This window comes from Blastomonas sp. AAP25 (assembly GCF_001295965.1).
Lineage (GTDB): Bacteria > Pseudomonadota > Alphaproteobacteria > Sphingomonadales > Sphingomonadaceae > Blastomonas > Blastomonas fulva.
The window spans coordinates 140837-159006 of the sequence record NZ_LJHP01000016.1 but is presented as its reverse complement, the minus strand read 5'-3'; the positions used below and the strand labels follow the sequence as shown (position 1 = coordinate 159006).

The 18170-nt window shown below is 64.9% G+C and carries 12 protein-coding genes and 1 tRNA gene; 7 read left to right on the top strand and 6 right to left on the bottom strand.

Translation table 11 applies throughout. The annotated features are described in order from the left end of the window. Positions 1–91: 91 nt before the first annotated feature. From IP68_RS12860 to IP68_RS12850, 3 genes are all read right to left on the bottom strand, one after another. Positions 92–703: a 50S ribosomal protein L25/general stress protein Ctc gene (locus IP68_RS12860; RefSeq protein WP_082382342.1), complete on the bottom strand. Its 612-nt coding sequence runs from the start codon at positions 701–703 to the stop codon at positions 92–94. Between the two features lie 140 nt (positions 704–843). Beyond that, positions 844–1749 (bottom strand): TraB/GumN family protein, encoded by a 906-nt coding sequence (locus IP68_RS12855; RefSeq protein WP_054135391.1) that lies wholly within the window; start codon positions 1747–1749, stop codon positions 844–846. Between the two features lie 50 nt (positions 1750–1799). Continuing rightward, entirely contained in the window at positions 1800–4136 is a 2337-nt protein-coding gene (locus tag IP68_RS12850; protein ID WP_054135390.1) for a patatin-like protein, read from the bottom strand. Between the two features lie 132 nt (positions 4137–4268). On the opposite strand from IP68_RS12850, the gene radA reads away from it, so the two are divergent. The 6 genes from radA to secA all read left to right on the top strand — a co-directional run bounded on the left by radA (position 4269) and on the right by secA (position 11654). Beyond that, positions 4269–5648, top strand: a complete 1380-nt coding sequence (gene radA / locus IP68_RS12845; RefSeq protein WP_054135389.1) for a DNA repair protein RadA — start codon at positions 4269–4271, stop codon at positions 5646–5648. A gap of 11 nt (positions 5649–5659) precedes the next feature. After that, entirely contained in the window at positions 5660–6163 is a 504-nt protein-coding gene (locus IP68_RS12840) for a CvpA family protein (RefSeq protein WP_054135388.1), read from the top strand. A 20-nt stretch (positions 6164–6183) separates the two neighbouring features. Next, positions 6184–6636: an iron-sulfur cluster assembly scaffold protein gene (locus IP68_RS12835; protein WP_231683971.1), complete on the top strand. Its 453-nt coding sequence runs from the start codon at positions 6184–6186 to the stop codon at positions 6634–6636. Then, a complete protein-coding gene (locus IP68_RS12830) occupies positions 6636–8405 on the top strand; it encodes a monovalent cation:proton antiporter-2 (CPA2) family protein (protein ID WP_054135386.1) in 1770 nt (589 codons plus the stop codon). Before IP68_RS12835 ends, IP68_RS12830 begins: the two co-directional genes overlap by 1 nt. 90 nt (positions 8406–8495) lie before the next feature. Continuing rightward, the gene (locus tag IP68_RS12825) at positions 8496–8774 is read left to right on the top strand and encodes a hypothetical protein (protein ID WP_054135385.1); all 279 of its coding nucleotides are present in this window, start codon (positions 8496–8498) and stop codon (positions 8772–8774) included. A 156-nt stretch (positions 8775–8930) separates the two neighbouring features. Continuing rightward, positions 8931–11654, top strand: a complete 2724-nt coding sequence (gene secA, locus IP68_RS12820; protein ID WP_054135384.1) for a preprotein translocase subunit SecA — start codon at positions 8931–8933, stop codon at positions 11652–11654. Positions 11655–11937: 283 nt separating this feature from the next. Here the strand turns inward: secA and IP68_RS12815 are convergent. Beyond that, a tRNA-Asn gene (locus tag IP68_RS12815) sits at positions 11938–12012 on the bottom strand. 93 nt (positions 12013–12105) lie between these two features. Further along, the gene (locus tag IP68_RS12810; protein ID WP_054135407.1) at positions 12106–12894 is read right to left on the bottom strand and encodes an NAD kinase; all 789 of its coding nucleotides are present in this window, start codon (positions 12892–12894) and stop codon (positions 12106–12108) included. A gap of 187 nt (positions 12895–13081) precedes the next feature. Here IP68_RS12810 and IP68_RS12805 point away from each other — a divergent pair, with 187 nt between their 5' ends. Next, positions 13082–14659: a GGDEF domain-containing phosphodiesterase gene (locus IP68_RS12805; RefSeq protein ID WP_054135383.1), complete on the top strand. Its 1578-nt coding sequence runs from the start codon at positions 13082–13084 to the stop codon at positions 14657–14659. Here the strand turns inward: IP68_RS12805 and mfd are convergent. Beyond that, a complete protein-coding gene (gene mfd, locus IP68_RS12800; protein ID WP_054135382.1) occupies positions 14656–18153 on the bottom strand; it encodes a transcription-repair coupling factor in 3498 nt (1165 codons plus the stop codon). The two genes, IP68_RS12805 and mfd, sit on opposite strands and share 4 nt — an antisense overlap. Between the last annotated feature and the right edge of the window lie 17 nt (positions 18154–18170).

The window sequence follows — 18170 nt, the reverse complement described above, 5'->3', positions numbered from 1 at the left end:
GGGGGGGGGGGGGGGGGCCATATGCGCCACCCTCCCCACATTCCCCTCTCCCAACCCTCTCCCCCGAGGGGGAGAGGGCTAGCAAGAAGAATTACTCGCCAGCTTCGTCGGAAGCTTCGCCGTCGCTCGACTTGAGCGCCGAGGGAGCAACGATCGTGGCGATGGTGAAGTCGCGATCGGTGATCGCCGATTCGCTGCCCTTGGGCAGGGTCACGGCCGAGATGTGGATCGAATCGCCGATTTCGGTTCCGGTCACGTCGACTTCGATCTCATCGGGGATCTTGGTGGCGTCGCAGACCAGTTCCAGCTCGTGACGCACGACGTTGAGAACGCCGCCACGCTTCAGACCGGGCGAAGCTTCTTCGTTGACGAAAACGACAGGGACGGAGACCTCGACGGTCGAGCCCTTGGCGATACGCAGGAAATCGACGTGAAGCGGACGATCCGACACGGGGTGGAAAGCCACGTCCTTGGGAAGCGTGACAACCGACTTGCCGTCGATTTCGACTTCAACGATCGAGTTCATGAAATGGCCGGTGCCGAGCAGCTTGTTCAGCTCGCGCTCTGCGATATGAATCGCTTCCGGTTCTTTCTTGTCGCCGTAAATAACGGCGGGTACACGGCCTTCGCGGCGGAGTGCACGGGAGGCTCCCTTGCCTGCCCGATCACGCAGCTGGGCCGACAGGGTAAGCGTATCGCTCATAAACTGTCTCCAGAGTTTTTGGTGGTCGTTCAATCCCCGCGCCACGCCTCCAGGGATGACCATGGCGTCGAGGAAGGCGGGCCTATAGGGGCACAAGGCCCGAAAAGCAAGCGTTGTGGCGGCCAGCGCAGGTCGGGCGGCTATTGCAGCCGGATGACGGTGTAGCCGCGCGCTTCCAGCAGCGTCTGCACGCTGTCTTCGCCCGCCAGATGCGCAGCCCCGACCGCGACGAACGGTCGCGCGCCAAGCTTGAGCATGTCGGTGATCTGGTTCGCCCAGTCGCGGTTGCGGCGGACGAGGATCTGCTCGCGGACTTGCGGGCGCTGCAGCAGGCCCCGGTTGGCGGCCTGCTCAAGCCTCGCGACATCGCCGGTCAGCCATCCGGTCACCATGTCGCGATAGGCTGCAGGCGCATTGTCGGCATCGGCGATGACGCTGGCCAGCATCGCGCGCTGGTCGGCCTCGGGCAGCTGGTCGAAATAGGTGAACTGGCGCGCGGCGGTTTCCAGCCCGATCACCGCCTTGTCGCGGTTGCGATAGCGTTTGGCGAGCACCCGCTCAACCCCGGCTTCGCGCACCATGTCCAGATTGGCGGTGGCAGCGCCTGCCAGTGTGATCGCGGCGGCCCAGCTTTCCAGCGTCTCGAACTTGGCGGGATTGACCCGGCCCTTGTCACGCAGCTTTTCCCCCGCTGCGCGCAGATCGACCGGCAGCCGCTCGGCGAGAGGCGGCTGGTTGGGACTGTTGCCCAATGCCTGGAAGGTCCTGGTGATCTCAGCCGAATCTTCCAGGCCCACGACTTCGAGCACCAGCCTGTCGCTGGCGTCCATCGCGGTCTTCATCTTCGGGGTGATCCATTTGATGTTCGCAGGGAGCGCATGGATGCCGCCGAACAGCCAGGCTTCTCCGTCAGGCCCCTTGACGTGCCACAGCGCGGGCGCGCCCTTTTTGGGGCCATCCCATGCGGCCATCGAGGGAAAGGCGCTGCACGCCTGGGCCAGCAGCAGCAACGGCAGGATCAGCCAGCGCGATACGATACGGTTCATCGCCCTTAATTAGGGATGGCAGCCGGCAAAGGGAACAGGCCGCGCGCGCATCAACCAGCGAACCGCGCTTCGATCTCGCTGCGGATGCCCGGTACCAGCCCGGGATCGGTGGTGAGCAGTGTCGCTTCCTCGTCGCAGATCGCCAGAAACGCGCGGCGCTTGAAATCTGCAAGAACGGCATCGGGCAGGGCGCTGCCGGGCGGAAGCGCGGATGCAATGATGTCGATCAGCCGCTCGGCCCCGTGCAGCCGTCCCCACAGATAGTCGTTCTCACGATAGGCGCGGCTGAAGAAGGCGCCAAAGCTGTTGAACTGGATGCCCTTGAGCGTGGCATCCGCGCCGCCGTCGCGGATCGACTGGGCATCATCGGGGGAGATGCGATCGACCTTGATCGGGTCGTACTCGTTCTGCCCTTCGCCCTGCAGCAGCGGAAGCGTTGCGATATCGTAGAAGGGGAAGCCCAGATAGGCGAGCAGCATCGATCTGCGGCTGACCTTGGGGAGCATCGCCAGCGCGCTGGCGAGCTGCTCGTCGACGATCGCATCGGCAGCGCGCAGATCGCGGCGGTTGGCGAGTTCGGAAATCGCCAGCGCCGGGTTGTCGATCGCGGATGCGGCGATATCGGCAAATCCCTGGCCCAGCATGTCGGTCGTTTCGCGCTCGAGATAATGCGACAGGCAGGTGTACAGCGTGTCGTGCATCGCCACCACCGCCTCGGGCGGGGTGCGACCCGATTGCGCGATATCCTCGCCCAGCCGCCGCGCCAGAAAGCGCAAGCGGCGGATGCGGAAGCCCAGGTCCTGGGTGCGGAAGAAGATGATCGCCTCCTCGCTCGCACCGCCGCCCTTGCCCGAGAGGTGATCGAGCCCGCTGCGCCGAAGCTCCGCGCCGATCGCCTCGCGCAGCCGCTCGGCATAAAGCGCCTTGGGGCCCTGATAGGCGCGGCGCAGCGTGTCGACGATATCCTCGACGATCGAGGCAAGCTTGAGTTGGCCATAGGAGGCATATGCAAAGCCCGCCATGTGCGCGGCGCGGTCCTGCGCCTTGTTGCGCCAGTTGGTCAGCCGCCGCGGGGTGGGGCTGTCGAGGAACAGGGTATAGCCGAACAGCTTGCTCACCGTGGCCTCCACCTCGGTGCGCAGCGAATCGGTGATCATCCGCATCTGCAGCACGCGGCTGGTGCGTCGCTCTATCCCTTCCAGATTGTCGCGGATCGGCTGTTCGCGCGGGATATCGGATATTGCGCCGAAGATGGTCGAGAAGAAGCCGGGTAGCCTCTGGCCCATCGCATCGCGCTGGTGCGCCTGGTCCATGCCGCGAACGATATCGGGCTTGGGATCGATGTAGACGAAGCGCCGGTCGATCTCGCGGTGCGCGGGGCGGTTCCTCAGCGCGTCGATCGCCTGCGCAAATGGCGCGTTCGCGAGCACCGATCCGTCGATCAGCACCGCGCTCTCACCGTGTCCGTCCTCGTGATGCTGCGGGAAGACACGGCGCAGGAAGTTTTCGCGGCCCGGCCACAGCTTCTCGCGCCGCTTCAGCATCCGGTCCATTTCGGCGACGTTGAACGGCGGAAAGGCGCCCGGGAAGCTGGCCGTCGCACGCGCGGCGAAGACCAGTTCGGCAGGATCCGCCAGCGCGTCGTGGCGCCCGCGCAGATAACGAAAGCCGATTGACAGCCTGTGCTCGGTCTCGACCACCTCGGCAGGGCTGTTCAGTCGCAACCGCTCGAGATGTCCCTTGAAGTCGGTCACGGTGACGAACAGGTCGAGCGGCTGGCCGATCGGGATCAACCTTGGACCTGCCGGGGTCGCCGCCATCGCCTCGAACGCATCATACAGCAACGCCGAAAAGCCGGTGCCGCTGAACGGCGGCGCGAACCAGCGCGCACGCACCAGCCGCGACAGCTTGGTGCGCACCTCGCTTCGCGCCTCGGGTGCAACGCTGCGATCGAGCGCGCCGCCGGGTCTGCGCAACAGCAGCCACACCAGAGGTTGCGCCCAGAACTTGGTGAACCTCGACCAGGGCCGTGCATCGGGATCGAGCAACTGATCGATATCCGCGCATTCGAGCCACAGCCGGGTCAGCGGTTCGAGCGACTGGCCGCTGGTCAAAGCCTGCGCCAAAAACACGCCGTTGATCCCACCCGCGCTCGCCCCGGAGATGATGTCTGGAAGCAGCCTCAGCCGGATCTGCGCATGCGAAGCCATCGTCTCGAACAGATCGCGGTACACCCCCTGGCTGCCGCTGGCGGGGGGCTCGCCGGCATGGAAATTGCGGCTAGCGCGGGTGGCGCGCCAGATTTCCTTGGTGATGCCGTGCATGTACACCGCAAGGCTGATGCCGCCATAGCAGACCAGGGCAATGCGGAGTTCCTTCTGGCGCATAGGCTGGGACAGGGACCTTTCTGGGTGCGATGGCCGCACGCGGATATTCGTGCAAACGCTATCTATGTTACGGTCGATGGCAAGCGCAAAGCGGCAATTGCGTTCCAGTTTTGTTCAAGCTATGCCGCAGCCATGGCAAAGCCCCGCAAAACCTATGTCTGCCAGGCCTGTGGCAGCGTCGCCACCCGCTGGCAGGGCCAGTGCGCCGATTGCGGCGAATGGAACACGCTGGTCGAGCAATCGGCTCCAACCGCCTTTTCGGCACGCTACGATCTGCAGACCGGCGGACACCGCATCGCACTCTCGCGGCTCGACAGCGCGGTCGCCTTGCCACCGCGCATCCCCACCGGAATTGCCGAGTTTGACCGCGCGCTGGGTGGCGGGCTGGTGGCAGGCTCAGCGGTGCTGATGGGCGGCGACCCGGGTATCGGCAAATCGACTTTGCTGCTGCAAGCGTCTGCCAACATGGCCAAGGCGGGCAATCACATCGTCTATATCAGCGGCGAGGAGGCGGCCGATCAGGTCCGCCTGCGCGCGCTGCGGCTGGGCCTCGCCGATGCGCCGATCGACCTCGCCTCGGCGACATCGGTCCGCGATATCCTGACCACGCTGCGCGCGATGCCGACGCCGGTGATGCTGGTGATCGATTCGATCCAGACGATGCACTCTGACCTCATCGAGGGTGCGCCGGGAACCGTCAGCCAGGTACGCGCATCGGCGCAGGAGCTGATCCGTTTTGCCAAGGACACCGGCTGCGCGGTGATCCTGGTCGGCCACGTCACGAAGGACGGCAGCATCGCGGGCCCGCGCGTGCTCGAGCACATGGTCGATACCGTGATGAGCTTCGAGGGCGAACGCAGCCACCAGTACCGCATCCTGCGCTCGATCAAGAACCGCTTCGGCGCGACCGACGAGATCGGCGTGTTCGCGATGGAGGAGGAGGGACTGTCCGAGGTCGGCAACCCCTCCAGCCTGTTCCTGAGCGATCGCGATGCGCAGATGCCCGGCACATCGGTGTTCCCCGCGCTGGAAGGCACCCGGCCCGTGCTGGTCGAGATCCAGGCGCTGACCGTGCGGTTGTCGAGCGGTGCGACCCCTCGCCGCGCGGTCGTGGGATGGGATTCGGGCCGCCTCGCCATGGTGCTCGCGGTGCTGGAGGCGCGCTGCGGCCTCAGCTTCTCGACCGCGGAAGTCTATCTCAACATCGCCGGCGGCTATCGATTGTCCGATCCTGCCGCCGATCTCGCCGTGGCCGCTGCGCTGATCTCGGCCCTGTCGGAGCGTCCCATCGGTGCCGGCACGATCGTGTTCGGCGAGCTTTCGCTTTCGGGCGAACTGCGCCCGGTCGCGCATGCTGGCTTGCGTCTGCGCGAGGCGGCCAAGCTGGGCTTCGAAAAGGCGCTGGTGCCAGCCAGCGTGACGGCAAAGGGGGCAGGCGAAAGCAGCGGAATGCGGCTGACATCCTATGCCCGGCTGGCAAATCTCGTTGACCAACTGCTTGGGCGAAACTAGCGGTTCGCTTCATGACCGCATTCGATATCATCGTGCTGACGCTGCTCGCGGGCGGCGCGATTCTGGGTTTCAAGAACGGCTTTGTCCACGCGGCGGTCTCGCTGATCGCGTGGGTGGCGGGCATCTTCGCTTTGCGGCTGTTCCACGCGCCTGTGACCGCGATGCTCAAGGAACCGGTCGGCAACGACAGCGGCGCTGCGGCGCTGGCGCTGGTCGGGCTGTATCTGGGCGTCTATCTGCTGGGCAAGCTCATCGCACACGGCCTGCGCGCGCGCACCCGCAAATCGGTGCTGGGCCCGATCGACCGGGTGCTGGGCTTCGGTTTCGGCGCGCTCAAGGGGCTGATCCTGGCAACGCTCGCCTATCTGCTGATCACCATGGTTCACGACATCATCTGGCCCGGCGAAGGGCAGCCCGAATGGATCACCGAAAGCCGCACATTCCCGCTGCTCAACGCCAGCGGCACCGCGCTCGTCGACCTTTACGACTACCAGCAGTTGCTGGGCGATGAATAACCCGCACGGCCAGAGCCGTCGTGGCTAAGGCCCTCTACACGCCCGAAATCCTGGCGCTGGCGGTGTCGCTCGGCGACTGGCCGCTCAGCGAGGATCTTGCACGACAGGCCGAACTGCGCTCGCAAAGCTGCGGGTCAGTGGTGCGGGTCGGGCTCGAACAGGATCCCGTCGGCCAGATCGTGCGCTTCGGGGTCGATGCACGCGCCTGCGCGCTGGGACAGGCCTCGGCTGCGGTGCTTGCGAGCCATGTCATCGGTCGCGACCGCGCAGAATTGGTCGTGGTGCGAAACGCGCTGACCGCGTTTTTCGGCGGAGCCAGCATGGCGATGCCGGACTGGCCGGGAATCGAGCATCTGGAGACCGCCTTGCCTTATCCCGCTCGGCATGGTTCCATCCTGCTCCCCTGGCGCGCGGTGGTCGCGGCGCTGGATTCGCCTGCAGCAACGGACACCCACCAGATGGAAAATCGCTGATGGAGCATGGCGGCGATATCTTCCTGTCGGGCACGGTGCTGCTCGCAGCAGCGCTGTTCTTCGTGCTGCTGTTCCGCAGGCTCGGGCTGGGTGCGGTGCTGGGCTATCTGGTCGGCGGGATCATCATCGGGCCGCAGGTTCTGCAGTTGGTGGCCGATCCCGAGCTGATCGTCGGATTTGCCGAGATCGGCATCGTGCTGCTGCTGTTCCTGGTCGGGCTGGAACTCGCGCCCTCGCGGCTCTGGCAGCTCAAGCGCGACATTTTCGGGCTGGGGCTGTCGCAGGTGGCGCTGTGCGGCGTCGTGCTTGCGGCGTTCGTCTATGCCGTCACCGGCTCCAGCTGGGGCGCGGCGCTGGGGCTTGGCCTTCCGCTGGCACTTTCATCGACCGCGCAGGTGCTGCCGCTGCTGCAATCGCAGGGGCGCTTGAACACCCCGACCGGCGAGCGTGCATTCTCGATCCTGCTGTTCCAGGACCTGTCGATCGTTCCACTGCTGACCATCATCGCGGCGATGTCGCGCGCGCCGCAGACCGGACCGCAGACGCCGGGATGGCTGACGGCGATCTATGCGCTGGCGGCGATCGCCGGGTTGGTCGCTGCCGGGCGCTACGGCCTTGCACCGCTGCTCAAGCTGATCGGCAAGGTCGCCGAGCGCGAACTGTTCATCGTCGCCGGGCTGTTTGCGGTATTCGGCAGCGCCGCGCTGATGCACTCGATCGGCATTTCCGCAGCTTTGGGGGCGTTCGTCGCCGGCGTGATGCTCGCCGACTCGCCCTTCCGGCACGAGCTGGAGGCGGACATCGATCCGTTTCGGTCGATCCTGCTCGGGTTGTTCTTCCTGGGCGTCGGCATGATGCTCGACATTGGCGTGATCATGGCCAACCCGCTGTTCATCGTTGCGATGGCGCTGGCACTGGTGGGCATCAAGGTGGCGATCATCTTCGGCCTCGCCAAGGCGTTCGGCATGGAGACGCGCGCGGCGCTGGTGCTCGGCCTGCTGCTCAGCCAGGGCGGCGAATTCGCCTTTGTGCTGTTTGCCGAAGCGCAGGCCGCACTGCTGATCGCGCCCGAGGCCGCGAGCCGGTTTGGGGCGATCGTCACGCTGTCGATGGCCACTACACCGTTCCTGATGCTGCTCACGCGCTTTTTCGGCGGCGTTCGCGGGTCGGGAACCGATGACATGGTTGATCCCGAGCAGGCGCGGCAATCGAGCGCCATCGTCGTCGGGCATGGGCGCTTCGGCCAGGCGGTCGCGCAGATCTTTGCCGGGGCAAACGTGTCGGTCACCCTGATCGACATCAACCCGGACCAGATCAGGCTGAGCGGCGAATTTGGTCGCAAGGTCTTTTACGGGGACGGCACGCGGATCGACCTGCTGCGCCGCGCGGGCGCCGAGCATGCCGACGCGCTGCTTTTCTGCATGGACGACAAGGAGTTCGGGCCCGACCAGGTCGAGCCCATCGCGCATGCCTTTCCCGATGCCAAGATTTTCGTGCGCGCGGTTGATCGGCGCCAACTGCTGGCACTCAAGCACGCGCCGATTGCAGCAGCCCAGCGCGAACTGTTTGAATCCTCGGTCAAGCTTGCGCACACCGCGCTGCTGCGCACCGGCATCGATCCGGTGATGGCCGATCGGGTGGTCGAGGAGTTCCGCAGGCGCGATTGCGAGCGGCTCGAGCTGCAGATGGAACAGGGCAACCTGCACGCCGGCAAGCACCTGAGCTTTGGCGCCTTCGATTCCCAGGCCTTCGATCCGGAGGTCGGGTGAGGGCGGCCTGCAGCGACCGCGCAGCAAAACATTGGACGAAGCTGCTACCAATGCCTATGTACCGGGCTCGTCAGGGATAATCATCGTACCGTGAAGCTGCTTCTTGCCTTGCTGGCCATCCTAACCGGGTTTTCGGTCACGGACGGCGTGCGTGTGGCAGAACCTGCGATTGCGGAAGGCGACGGCGCGCTGCGCGGTGCCTGGAATTCCGATGATGTCAGGCCCAATGTGGCCATCGCCGCCGTTCTGCTCGTTGCCGTGGCGCTGCCGCTGGTGCTTGCCAGCATGCCTGCGATGCGTTGGGCGCCCAAGCCGGCCCGGCGCGCTCTGGCGTTGACCGTTCACCGGTCCGACAGGCTGTTGCAATAGACCACTGACGGGTTTTGCGGCTGCGTCGCCGGCCGGCCCCCCATGCGCGCACTGCGGTGCGCCGCCCCCATTCTGCCTTGTTCAAAGGCTCGCCGTACCGCCAATTTTCGCGCGTGTCGGCAAATCCCCATCGCTTCGTATTTAAGGAATTCCGCCATGCTCGGCGCCATTGCCAAATCGCTTTTCGGGTCCGCCAACGACCGCTACGTCAAGGGCCTGCTCAAGGTCGTCGACAAGATCAACGCCTTCGAACCCCAGATCTCACCGATGTCCGACGATGAACTTCGCGGCCAGACGCAGAAGTTCCGGGACCGTCTCGCCGCGGGCGAGACACTTGACGACATCCTGCCCGAGGCGTTTGCGACAGTGCGCGAAGCATCGATCCGCACGCTGGGCATGCGCCATTTCGACGTGCAGATGGTTGGCGGTATCGTGCTGCACAAGGGCGAGATCGCCGAGATGCGCACCGGCGAGGGCAAGACCTTGGTCGCGACTCTCGCCTGCTATCTCAATGCCATCGAGGGCAAGGGCGTGCACGTCGTCACCGTCAATGATTACCTCGCCGCGCGCGATGCCGAGTGGATGGGCCAGGTCTATCGCTTCCTGGGTCTGACCACCGGCGTGATCGTCCCCAATCTGGGCGAAACGGCGCGGCGCGAGGCCTATGCCGCCGACATCACCTATGCGACCAACAACGAGCTTGGCTTCGATTACCTGCGCGACAATATGAAGCACGAGCGCAGCCAGATGGTGCAGCGCCCGTACAACTTCGCGGTGGTCGACGAGGTCGATTCGATCCTGATCGACGAAGCGCGCACGCCGTTGATCATCTCCGGGCCCACCGACGACAAGTCCGAGATGTACATCGCGGTCGATGCGATCGTGCTCAAGCTCGATGAAAAGGATTACGAGAAGGACGAAAAGGCCCGCTCGGTCATCCTCACCGAGGACGGCACCGAGAAGGCCGAGCGGCTGCTCGAAGAGGCTGGCCTGCTCGAAGGCAGCAACCTCTACGATGTCGAGAACACCCAGATCGTCCATCACCTTGACCAGGCGCTCAAGGCCAATGTGATGTTCAAGCGCGACATCGATTACATCGTCAAGGACGACCAGATCGTCATCATCGACGAGTTCACTGGGCGCATGATGGATGGCCGTCGCTGGTCGAACGGCCTGCACCAGGCGGTCGAGGCGAAGGAACGCGTCCAGATCAAGCCCGAGAACCAGACTTTGGCCTCGATCACTTTCCAGAACTATTTCCGCATGTATCCCAAATTGTCGGGCATGACCGGCACCGCGGCGACCGAAGCGGCCGAGTTCTTCGACATCTACAAGATGAACGTGGTCACCATCCCGACCAACAACCCGATCCGCCGCATCGACGAGGAAGACGAGTTCTACAAGAACACCGCCGACAAGTTCCAGGCGATCGCCAAGGGCATCCGCGAGAAGAACCAGATCGGTCAGCCGGTGCTGGTGGGCACGGTGTCGATCGAGAAGTCCGAGCTTCTGTCCGAATATCTCAACAAGGAAGGCGTGCCGCACAGCGTGCTCAACGCGCGCTTCCACGAGCAGGAAGCGCGGATCGTCGCGCAAGCCGGACGCATGGGTGCGGTGACCATCGCCACCAACATGGCGGGCCGTGGCACCGACATCCAGCTGGGCGGCAATGTCGAATACCGCGTCGATGACGAACTGCGCGACATGCCCGAAGGTCCCGAACGCGATGCCGCGATCGCAGCGATCAAGGCAGAGGTTGCCGCCGAGAAGGCCAAGGTGCTGGAAGCCGGCGGGCTGTTCGTGCTGGGCACCGAGCGCCACGAAAGCCGCCGCATCGACAACCAGCTGCGCGGACGTTCGGGTCGTCAGGGTGACCCCGGCCTGTCGCGCTTCTATCTGTGCCTCGAGGACGATCTGCTGCGCATCTTCGGCCCCGATACCCTGTTCTCGCGCATGATGAAGAACAACCTCGCCGATGGCGAGGCGATCGGATCGAAGTGGTTGTCGAAGGCGATCGAGACTGCGCAGAAGAAGGTCGAGGCCCGCAACTACGACATCCGCAAGCAGGTCGTCGAATATGATGACGTGATGAACGACCAGCGCAAGGTGATCTACGAGCAGCGCGCCGAGATCATGGATGCCGATGCCGTCGACGATGTCGTGCTCGACATGCGCAACGACACGGTCAATGCGATCGTCGGCGAAGCGTGTCCTCCGGGAACCTATCCCGAACAGTGGAACGTGCCCGGCCTGAAGGCGCGCGTGTCCGAGGTGCTGGGAATCGAGCCCGATATCGATGCCTGGCTGCAGGAAGACGTGATCGAACCCGACATGATCGAGGAACGCATCCGCGAGATGGCCGAGGCCAAGGTCAACGAAAAGGCCACCCAGGTCGAAGAGGGCATGTGGCGTTCGATCGAGAAGTCGGTTCTGCTGCAGAGCCTGGACCACCACTGGAAGGAGCATCTGGCGACGCTCGATGCGCTGCGCCAGGTCGTGTTCCTGCGCGCCTACGCCCAGAAGACGCCGATCAACGAGTATAAGCGCGAGGCGTTCGGCCTGTTCGAACGCATGCTCGAGGTGATCCGCGAGGACGTTACCGGCACGATCATCAGCCTGGAAATCCGCGAGCCCGAAGTGCCCTCGCTGCCCGAATTGCCCGACTTCCTGACCACGCACTTCGATCCGTTCACCGGTGAGGACAACAGCGCGGACATCGACGGCGGTACGCTGGGCACGGTCGCAGCCACGCTGCCCCCGCGCCAGTCCCCGATGCCCGAGGCGTCGGAAGAGCTGTTCTCGGGCGAAATCAGCCGCAACGCCCCGTGCCCATGCGGATCGGGCCGCAAGTACAAGCACTGCCACGGCAAAGCGGCTTGAGCTTTATATGATGGGATGCGCCCTGGCGTCGGAATAACCCCGGCGTCAGGGTGCCTTGCAAGCGCGGCAGGCGGCACTCTCAGTCATCTGACAAACACTGTCGGCATGAACGCCGGAACACGCTCGTCGAAAAGTGGCATAGCAGCCGGTATGATATCAGAGATTTTTGCAGTGAGGTGCGCTTGCTGGCAATGCCAGTGACCCCTGCAGGGATCGGATGCTGTTCGCACTGTGCCTTGCTACACCCGGGGCAATTGCTGCCGGGGCAAGGACTTAGAAGGGCTGGCTCCCCGAGTAGGATTCGAACCTACGGCCAAGTGATTAACAGTCACCTACTCTACCGCTGAGCTATCGGGGAATGCCCTCTATCCCTCTAAAGACGCTGTGTTCTCCAGAAGAAGCGCGCCTATAGCACCGGGTTTTTTGGTTTGGCAAGCGTCTGCGTGCCACATCACACGATAAATTGTTCCGCCGATATCCGGTCGTCCAGACTGTGGCCCGGATCGAACATCAGCGACAGGCGGCGGTTGGGGTCGATGGCGATCTGGATGTCGCGAATGTCGCGCACCTCGCGCTGGTCTGCCACCGCGCTGACCGGGCGTTTGGAGGGCTCGAGGACGCGCAGCGATATCCTGGAGGAATCAGGCAGCAACGCTCCCTTCCAGCGGCGCGGGCGGAACGGGCTGATCGGGGTCAGCGCCAGCATGCCGCAGCCCAGCGGCAGGATCGGGCCGTTGGCGGACAGGTTGTACGCGGTCGACCCTGCGGGTGTTGCCACCAGCACGCCATCGCAGACCAGCTCGCTGATTCGTACGGCATTGTTGACGCTGACCTCGATCTTGGCGGTCTGGCGCGTTTCGCGCAGCAGCGACACCTCGTTGATCGCAGGATAGGTGACCCGCTCGCCCGCCATGGTTGTCGCGGTCATCGACAGCGGCAGCACCTCATAGGATTGCGCCTGTTCCAGTCTGCGCACGATGCTGTCGCCGCTGCGCCACAGGTTCATCAGAAAGCCCACCGTGCCAAGGTTCAGGCCATAGACGGGTACGATCTTGCCGCGTTCGAGCATCTGGTGGAGCGTCTGCAGCATGAAGCCGTCGCCGCCCATGACGACCACGATGTCGGCTTCATCGAGCGCGACCCATTCATGCGCAGCCTGCACCTCGCGCGCGGCCTTGCGGGCGCGTTCGGTGGGGGAGACGGCGAGCGCGATTTTGCGTTCGAGAACCGAGGTCGGCATACAGGGCGCCTTCATGGGTGAATGCACCGGGTCTTAACTGATCCGTGCTAATGCGCCAATCATTCTTGACGCGGCCACGAGCGCCCCACAAAGGCACATCAGGCCGGGGGCGAGAGGCCTTTCCTGCGCATTGGGGGTTCGAATTCTGAGCAGCATCGCCGAACAGCGACACCGGCCAAGCTGGTGCATGACCGGATCGGCCGCCGCCGATCCGCAGCTGGCGGCTGCGCTGGAGGCTGCGGGATTCGAGCCATCGGGCACGGCAGAGGCCGACCTGATCATCATCGATATTCGCGGGCAGGGCGAGGCGCGGCTGCCGGATGCCGTGGCAGCGCCGGGCGGGCTGGCGATGCTGTTGTGCGATGCCGGTCACGCAGGCGTGCTGGCACAGGCCGCACCCGGCATCACCCATAGCCTGGTCACCCCGTTTGCGCCCGCAGCATTGGCACTGCAGCTGGCCCTGATCCGCTCGCAATTGATCGGCGGCGCTGACATGCAGCGCGATCTGCATGGACAGCTGGCAGCGCTGGCTCGGACAGCGGATGGCAGGCTGCACGCGATGTTGATCGGCCTGCGGCGGATGTCGGCGATCAATGCGACCTATGGAGCGGCGGTGGGCGATGCAGCGCTGGAGACCATCGGTCAGCGCCTCACCCGGCAGAACGCCCGCCTGTCGGGCGGGGCTGCGCTTACCATGCGGCTGTCGGGCGGAGACTATCTGCTGGCGCATGTGATGCCCGAGGAACGGGTCGGCTGGCAGGTGATGGCCGAGCGGCTGCTGCGGGTGATCTCCGAGCCGCTGGATGCCGGGGGGCACCGTTTGCGGTTGACTGCGCGCGCTGCGCTGGCGCTGGGCCGGGCCGATGAAAGCCCGCTTTCGCTGCTGGACCGGCTGTCTGCAGGGCTGGCAGCGGCGCGCGAAAGCGCCGCCGAGCCTGTGCGTTGGGCCGACCGCCAGTCCGATAATGCACCACAAAGCGGATACCGGCTCGAGCAGGACATCGTCCGCGCCATTGAGCAGGACGAGATCACGGTTCTGTTCCAGCCGCAATTTGCGGTCGAGGACGGGGCTATCACTGGCGCCGAGGCGCTGGCACGCTGGCAGCATCCGCTGCATGGCGAGATTGGCGCAGGCACGCTGTTTGCCATTGCGGACAAGGCCGATTTCACCCGGGCGCTCTCGCGGCATATCCGGAAGCGCGCGATGGAACAGGCAGCGGGCTGGACCGGGCCGCTGGCGAACCTGCGCATCTCCCTCAACGTCACCGCAGAAGATCTCGGCGAGAAAGGCTTTGCCCAGCGCGAACTCAAGATGATCGCCGCATCAGGTTTCGACACGCAGCGGCTGACGCTGGAGATGACCGAATCCGCGCTGATCCCCGATCTCAAGCGCGCGGCCGCGCGCTTTGCCACCTTGCGCGAGGCAGGGGTAAGGATCGCAGTCGACGATTTCGGCACCGGCTATTCCAGCCTGCTGTACCTCAAGCGGCTGCCGCTCGATTATCTCAAGCTCGATCATGCGATGACCCGCGACATCGGCGGCGCGGAAGCGGACCGGATCATCGTGCGCTCGATCGTCGCCATGGCCAAGGCGCTCGACCTCAAGGTCATCGCCGAAGGGGTCGAGAGCGAGGCGCAGCTGGACGCGTTGCGCGAGGAAGGCTGCGACTATTTCCAGGGGTTCCTGCGCGGCAAGGCGATGGAGGCGGAAATTTTCGCGGAATTTGCTACTGCTGCTCTCTCCCCTGAAGGGGAGAGGATTTAGCCCGCCTTAGCCTTCTTCTTCACGATCCCCGCCAGCCCCTTGGAAAGCTGCACCAATCCGTTGATTCTCGTCGCCGGATCGCCCCATACCCGCTGGATCATCAATTTCTGGTCTGGGCGCAGCTTGGCGACACCGTTGAGCCGTTCCACATAGGCCAACAGCCCCGGTACGTCGGGGAAGCTGTCGTTGTGGAAGCTGACCAGCGCGCCGCGCGCGCCGACATCGATCTTGGAGACACAGGCGGTGATGCAGTTCTGCTTGATCTCAATCAGCTTGATCAGATTGGTCGTCGCCTCGGGCAGCGCGCCGAAGCGATCGATCATCTCGGCGGCGAAGGATTCGATCTCGGCGCCGCTGCTGAGGTCGTTCATCCGTCGATAAAGCGCCATGCGCACCGCCAGATCGGGGACATAATCCTCCGGGATTAGAATTGGGGCGTCGACGGTGATCTGCGGCGAAAACTTCTGGCGCGGCAGGTCGAGCGCAAAGCCGCCCGCCTTGGCCTCAAGGATCGCCTCTTCGAGCATCGACTGATAAAGCTCGAACCCGACCTCGCGAATATGCCCGGACTGCTCGTCGCCGACCAGATTGCCCGCGCCGCGGATGTCGAGGTCATGGCTGGCGAGCTGGAAGCCCGCGCCCAGAGTATCGAGATCGCCGAGCACCTTGAGCCGCTTTTCCGCGGTCTCGGTGAGCACCCGGTTCTCCGGCGTTGTCATGTAGGCATATGCGCGTGTCTTCGACCGGCCCACGCGCCCGCGCAGCTGGTAGAGCTGGGCGAGGCCAAAGGTGTCGGCGCGGTGAATGATCAGCGTGTTGGCGCTGGGGATATCGAGCCCGGATTCGACGATCGTGGTCGACAGAAGCACATCGTACTTGCGGTCGTAGAACGCGCTCATCCGCTCCTCGACCTCAGACGGTGCCATCTGACCATGCGCCATGATGTGGCGGATTTCGGGGACCTGCTCGCGGATGAACTCGCCCAGTTTGTCGAGATCGCTGATCCGGGGAGCGACGAAATAGGATTGCCCGCCGCGATAATGTTCGCGCAGCAGTGCCTCGCGGATCACCACCGGGTCCCAGGGCATCACGTAAGTGCGCACCGCGAGGCGGTCGACCGGCGGGGTCTGGATCACCGAGAGCTCGCGCAGGCCGCTCATCGCCATCTGCAGCGTGCGCGGGATCGGCGTGGCGGTGAGCGTCAGCACATGAACATTGGCCTTCAACGACTTCAGCCGCTCCTTGTGGACCACGCCAAAGCGCTGTTCCTCATCGATGATCACCAGCCCCAGCCGCTTGAACTCGACCGACTTGGCGAGCAGCGCATGCGTGCCGATGACGATGTCGGTGGTGCCAGCAGCCAGCCCTTCGCGCGTCGTCTTGGCCTCGCCCGCGGTCACCAGCCGCGACAGGCGGCCGATGATCAGCGGGAAATTTTGAAAGCGCTCCACAAAGTTGGTGTAGTGCTGGCGGGCAAGCAAAGTGGTGGGAGCGATGATCGCGACCTGCATCCCCGCCATCGCCGCAGCAAACGCGGCGCGCATCGCGACCTCGGTCTTGCCGAACCCGACATCGCCGCACACCAGCCGGTCCATCGGCTTGCCCGAGGCCAGATCCTCGAGCACCTCGGCGATGACTCGCTCCTGGTCCTCGGTCTCCTCGTACGGGAAACGGTCGACGAAGCTGGCATAGGTCCCCGGATCGATCTCGGCGACATCGGCGGTGCGCAGCGCGCGCTCCGCTGCGGTCTTCATCAGCTCACCCGCGATCGCCTGGATGCGTTCCTTGAGTTTGGCCCGCCTGCGCTGCCAGGCCTCGCCGCCCAATCTGTCGAGCGGAACGCCGTCGCTCTCCGAGCCATAGCGGGTGAGCACGTCGATGTTCTCGACCGGCACATAGAGCTTGTCGCCACCCGAATAGGTCAGCCAGACGCAGTCGTGCGGGCTCTTGCCGACGGGGATCGAGACCAAGCCCTCATAGCGGCCGATGCCGTGATCGATATGCACGACCAGATCGCCTGCCGACAGCGACTGCAGCTCGGCGAGGAAAGCGTCGGCGGACTTGCGCTTCTTGCGCCGCCGCACCAGCCGGTCGCCGAGCAGGTCCTGTTCGGACAGGAGCTCGTAGCGATCGGTGGCAAAGCCGTGATCCTGCGGCAGCACGACCATCGCGGCCATGCCGGTTGCAGCCTGGCCCAGCGCCTCCTGCCAGCTGCCGGCCAGCGCCATGCGCGCGAGGCCGTGGTCCTTGAGCAACCCGAGCAGACGGCTGCGCGAACCTTCCGAATAGCTCGCGATGATCGCGCCCTTGTCGGCCGCGCGCAGCGAATCGATATGCGCGGCAGCCGCGGTGTAGACATTGTCGCCGCGCGCCCGTTCCGCACCGAAGTCGCGCGCCGCGCGATAACCGAGGCCCAGCACGCTCGCCGATTCCGGCTCGTCATGGCCGCTGACGAGGTGCACCGGCGTGTCTGCCTGCAGCGCGCGCCATTCCTTGGGGATCAGATAGAGTGCAGAGGGCTTGAGCGGGCGATAGCTGCCGGTCTTGTCCTCGTTCCCGCGGGTGCGGTTGGCGTGGTAGTCGGTGATGCTCTCGAATCGCTGCTCTGCGGCGGCGTCCGCGCCCGCATCGCGCAGCACGAGATCATTGCCTTCAAGATGATCGAACAGCGTATCAAGCCGCTCCTCGATCATCGGGAGCCAGTGCTCCATCCCCGCCAGACGCCTGCCGTCGCTGATCGCCTGGTAAAGCGGATCGCCCGTCGCGCCCGCGCCGAACGTCTCGCGATAGGCGCTGCGAAAGCGCTTGATGCTGTCGGCATCGAGCAGCACTTCGGAGGCCGGGAGCAGGATGTGCCGCTCGACCCTCTCCGTCGAGCGCTGGGTGCCCGGATCGAAGGCGCGCATCGAATCGAGCTCGTCGCCGAAGAAATCGAGCCTCAGGCCGCTGTCCATCCCGGCGGGGAAGATATCGATGAGGTTGCCGCGCACCGCGAACTCGCCGGAATCGGCAACGGTGTCGGTGCGCGCGTAACCCTGCCGGACAAGCTTGGCGATTAGCGCCTCGCGCTCGACGACCATGCCGGGCTTGAGCTCGGCGCCGATCTGGCGGATGCGAAAACGCGTCAGAGTGCGCTGGGCAACGGCGTTGACCGTGGTCACCAGCAGCTGCGGGCCGCCTGCGGGCTGCTGCAGCGTCCACAGCGCCTTCAGCCGCCGCGCCGTGATCGCCAGCGAGGGCGACGCGCGGTCATAGGGCAGACAGTCCCAGGCGGGGAACTCGATTGTCTCGAGATCGGGCGCATAGAAGGGGGCGGTTTCGGCAACTGCGTGCATCATCGCATCGTCGGGGGCGATGAAGACCACGCGGCCACCCGACTTTCGGCCAGCGGTGGCGCGCGCCAGATCGGCGAGCAGCAGCGGCAGCGCGCCGGGTGCCACGCCCGCCAGCGTCAGCGGGCCTGCCGCAGCCAAAATCCTGCTGATGCTGTCCATAAATCGGGTGTTGCCTG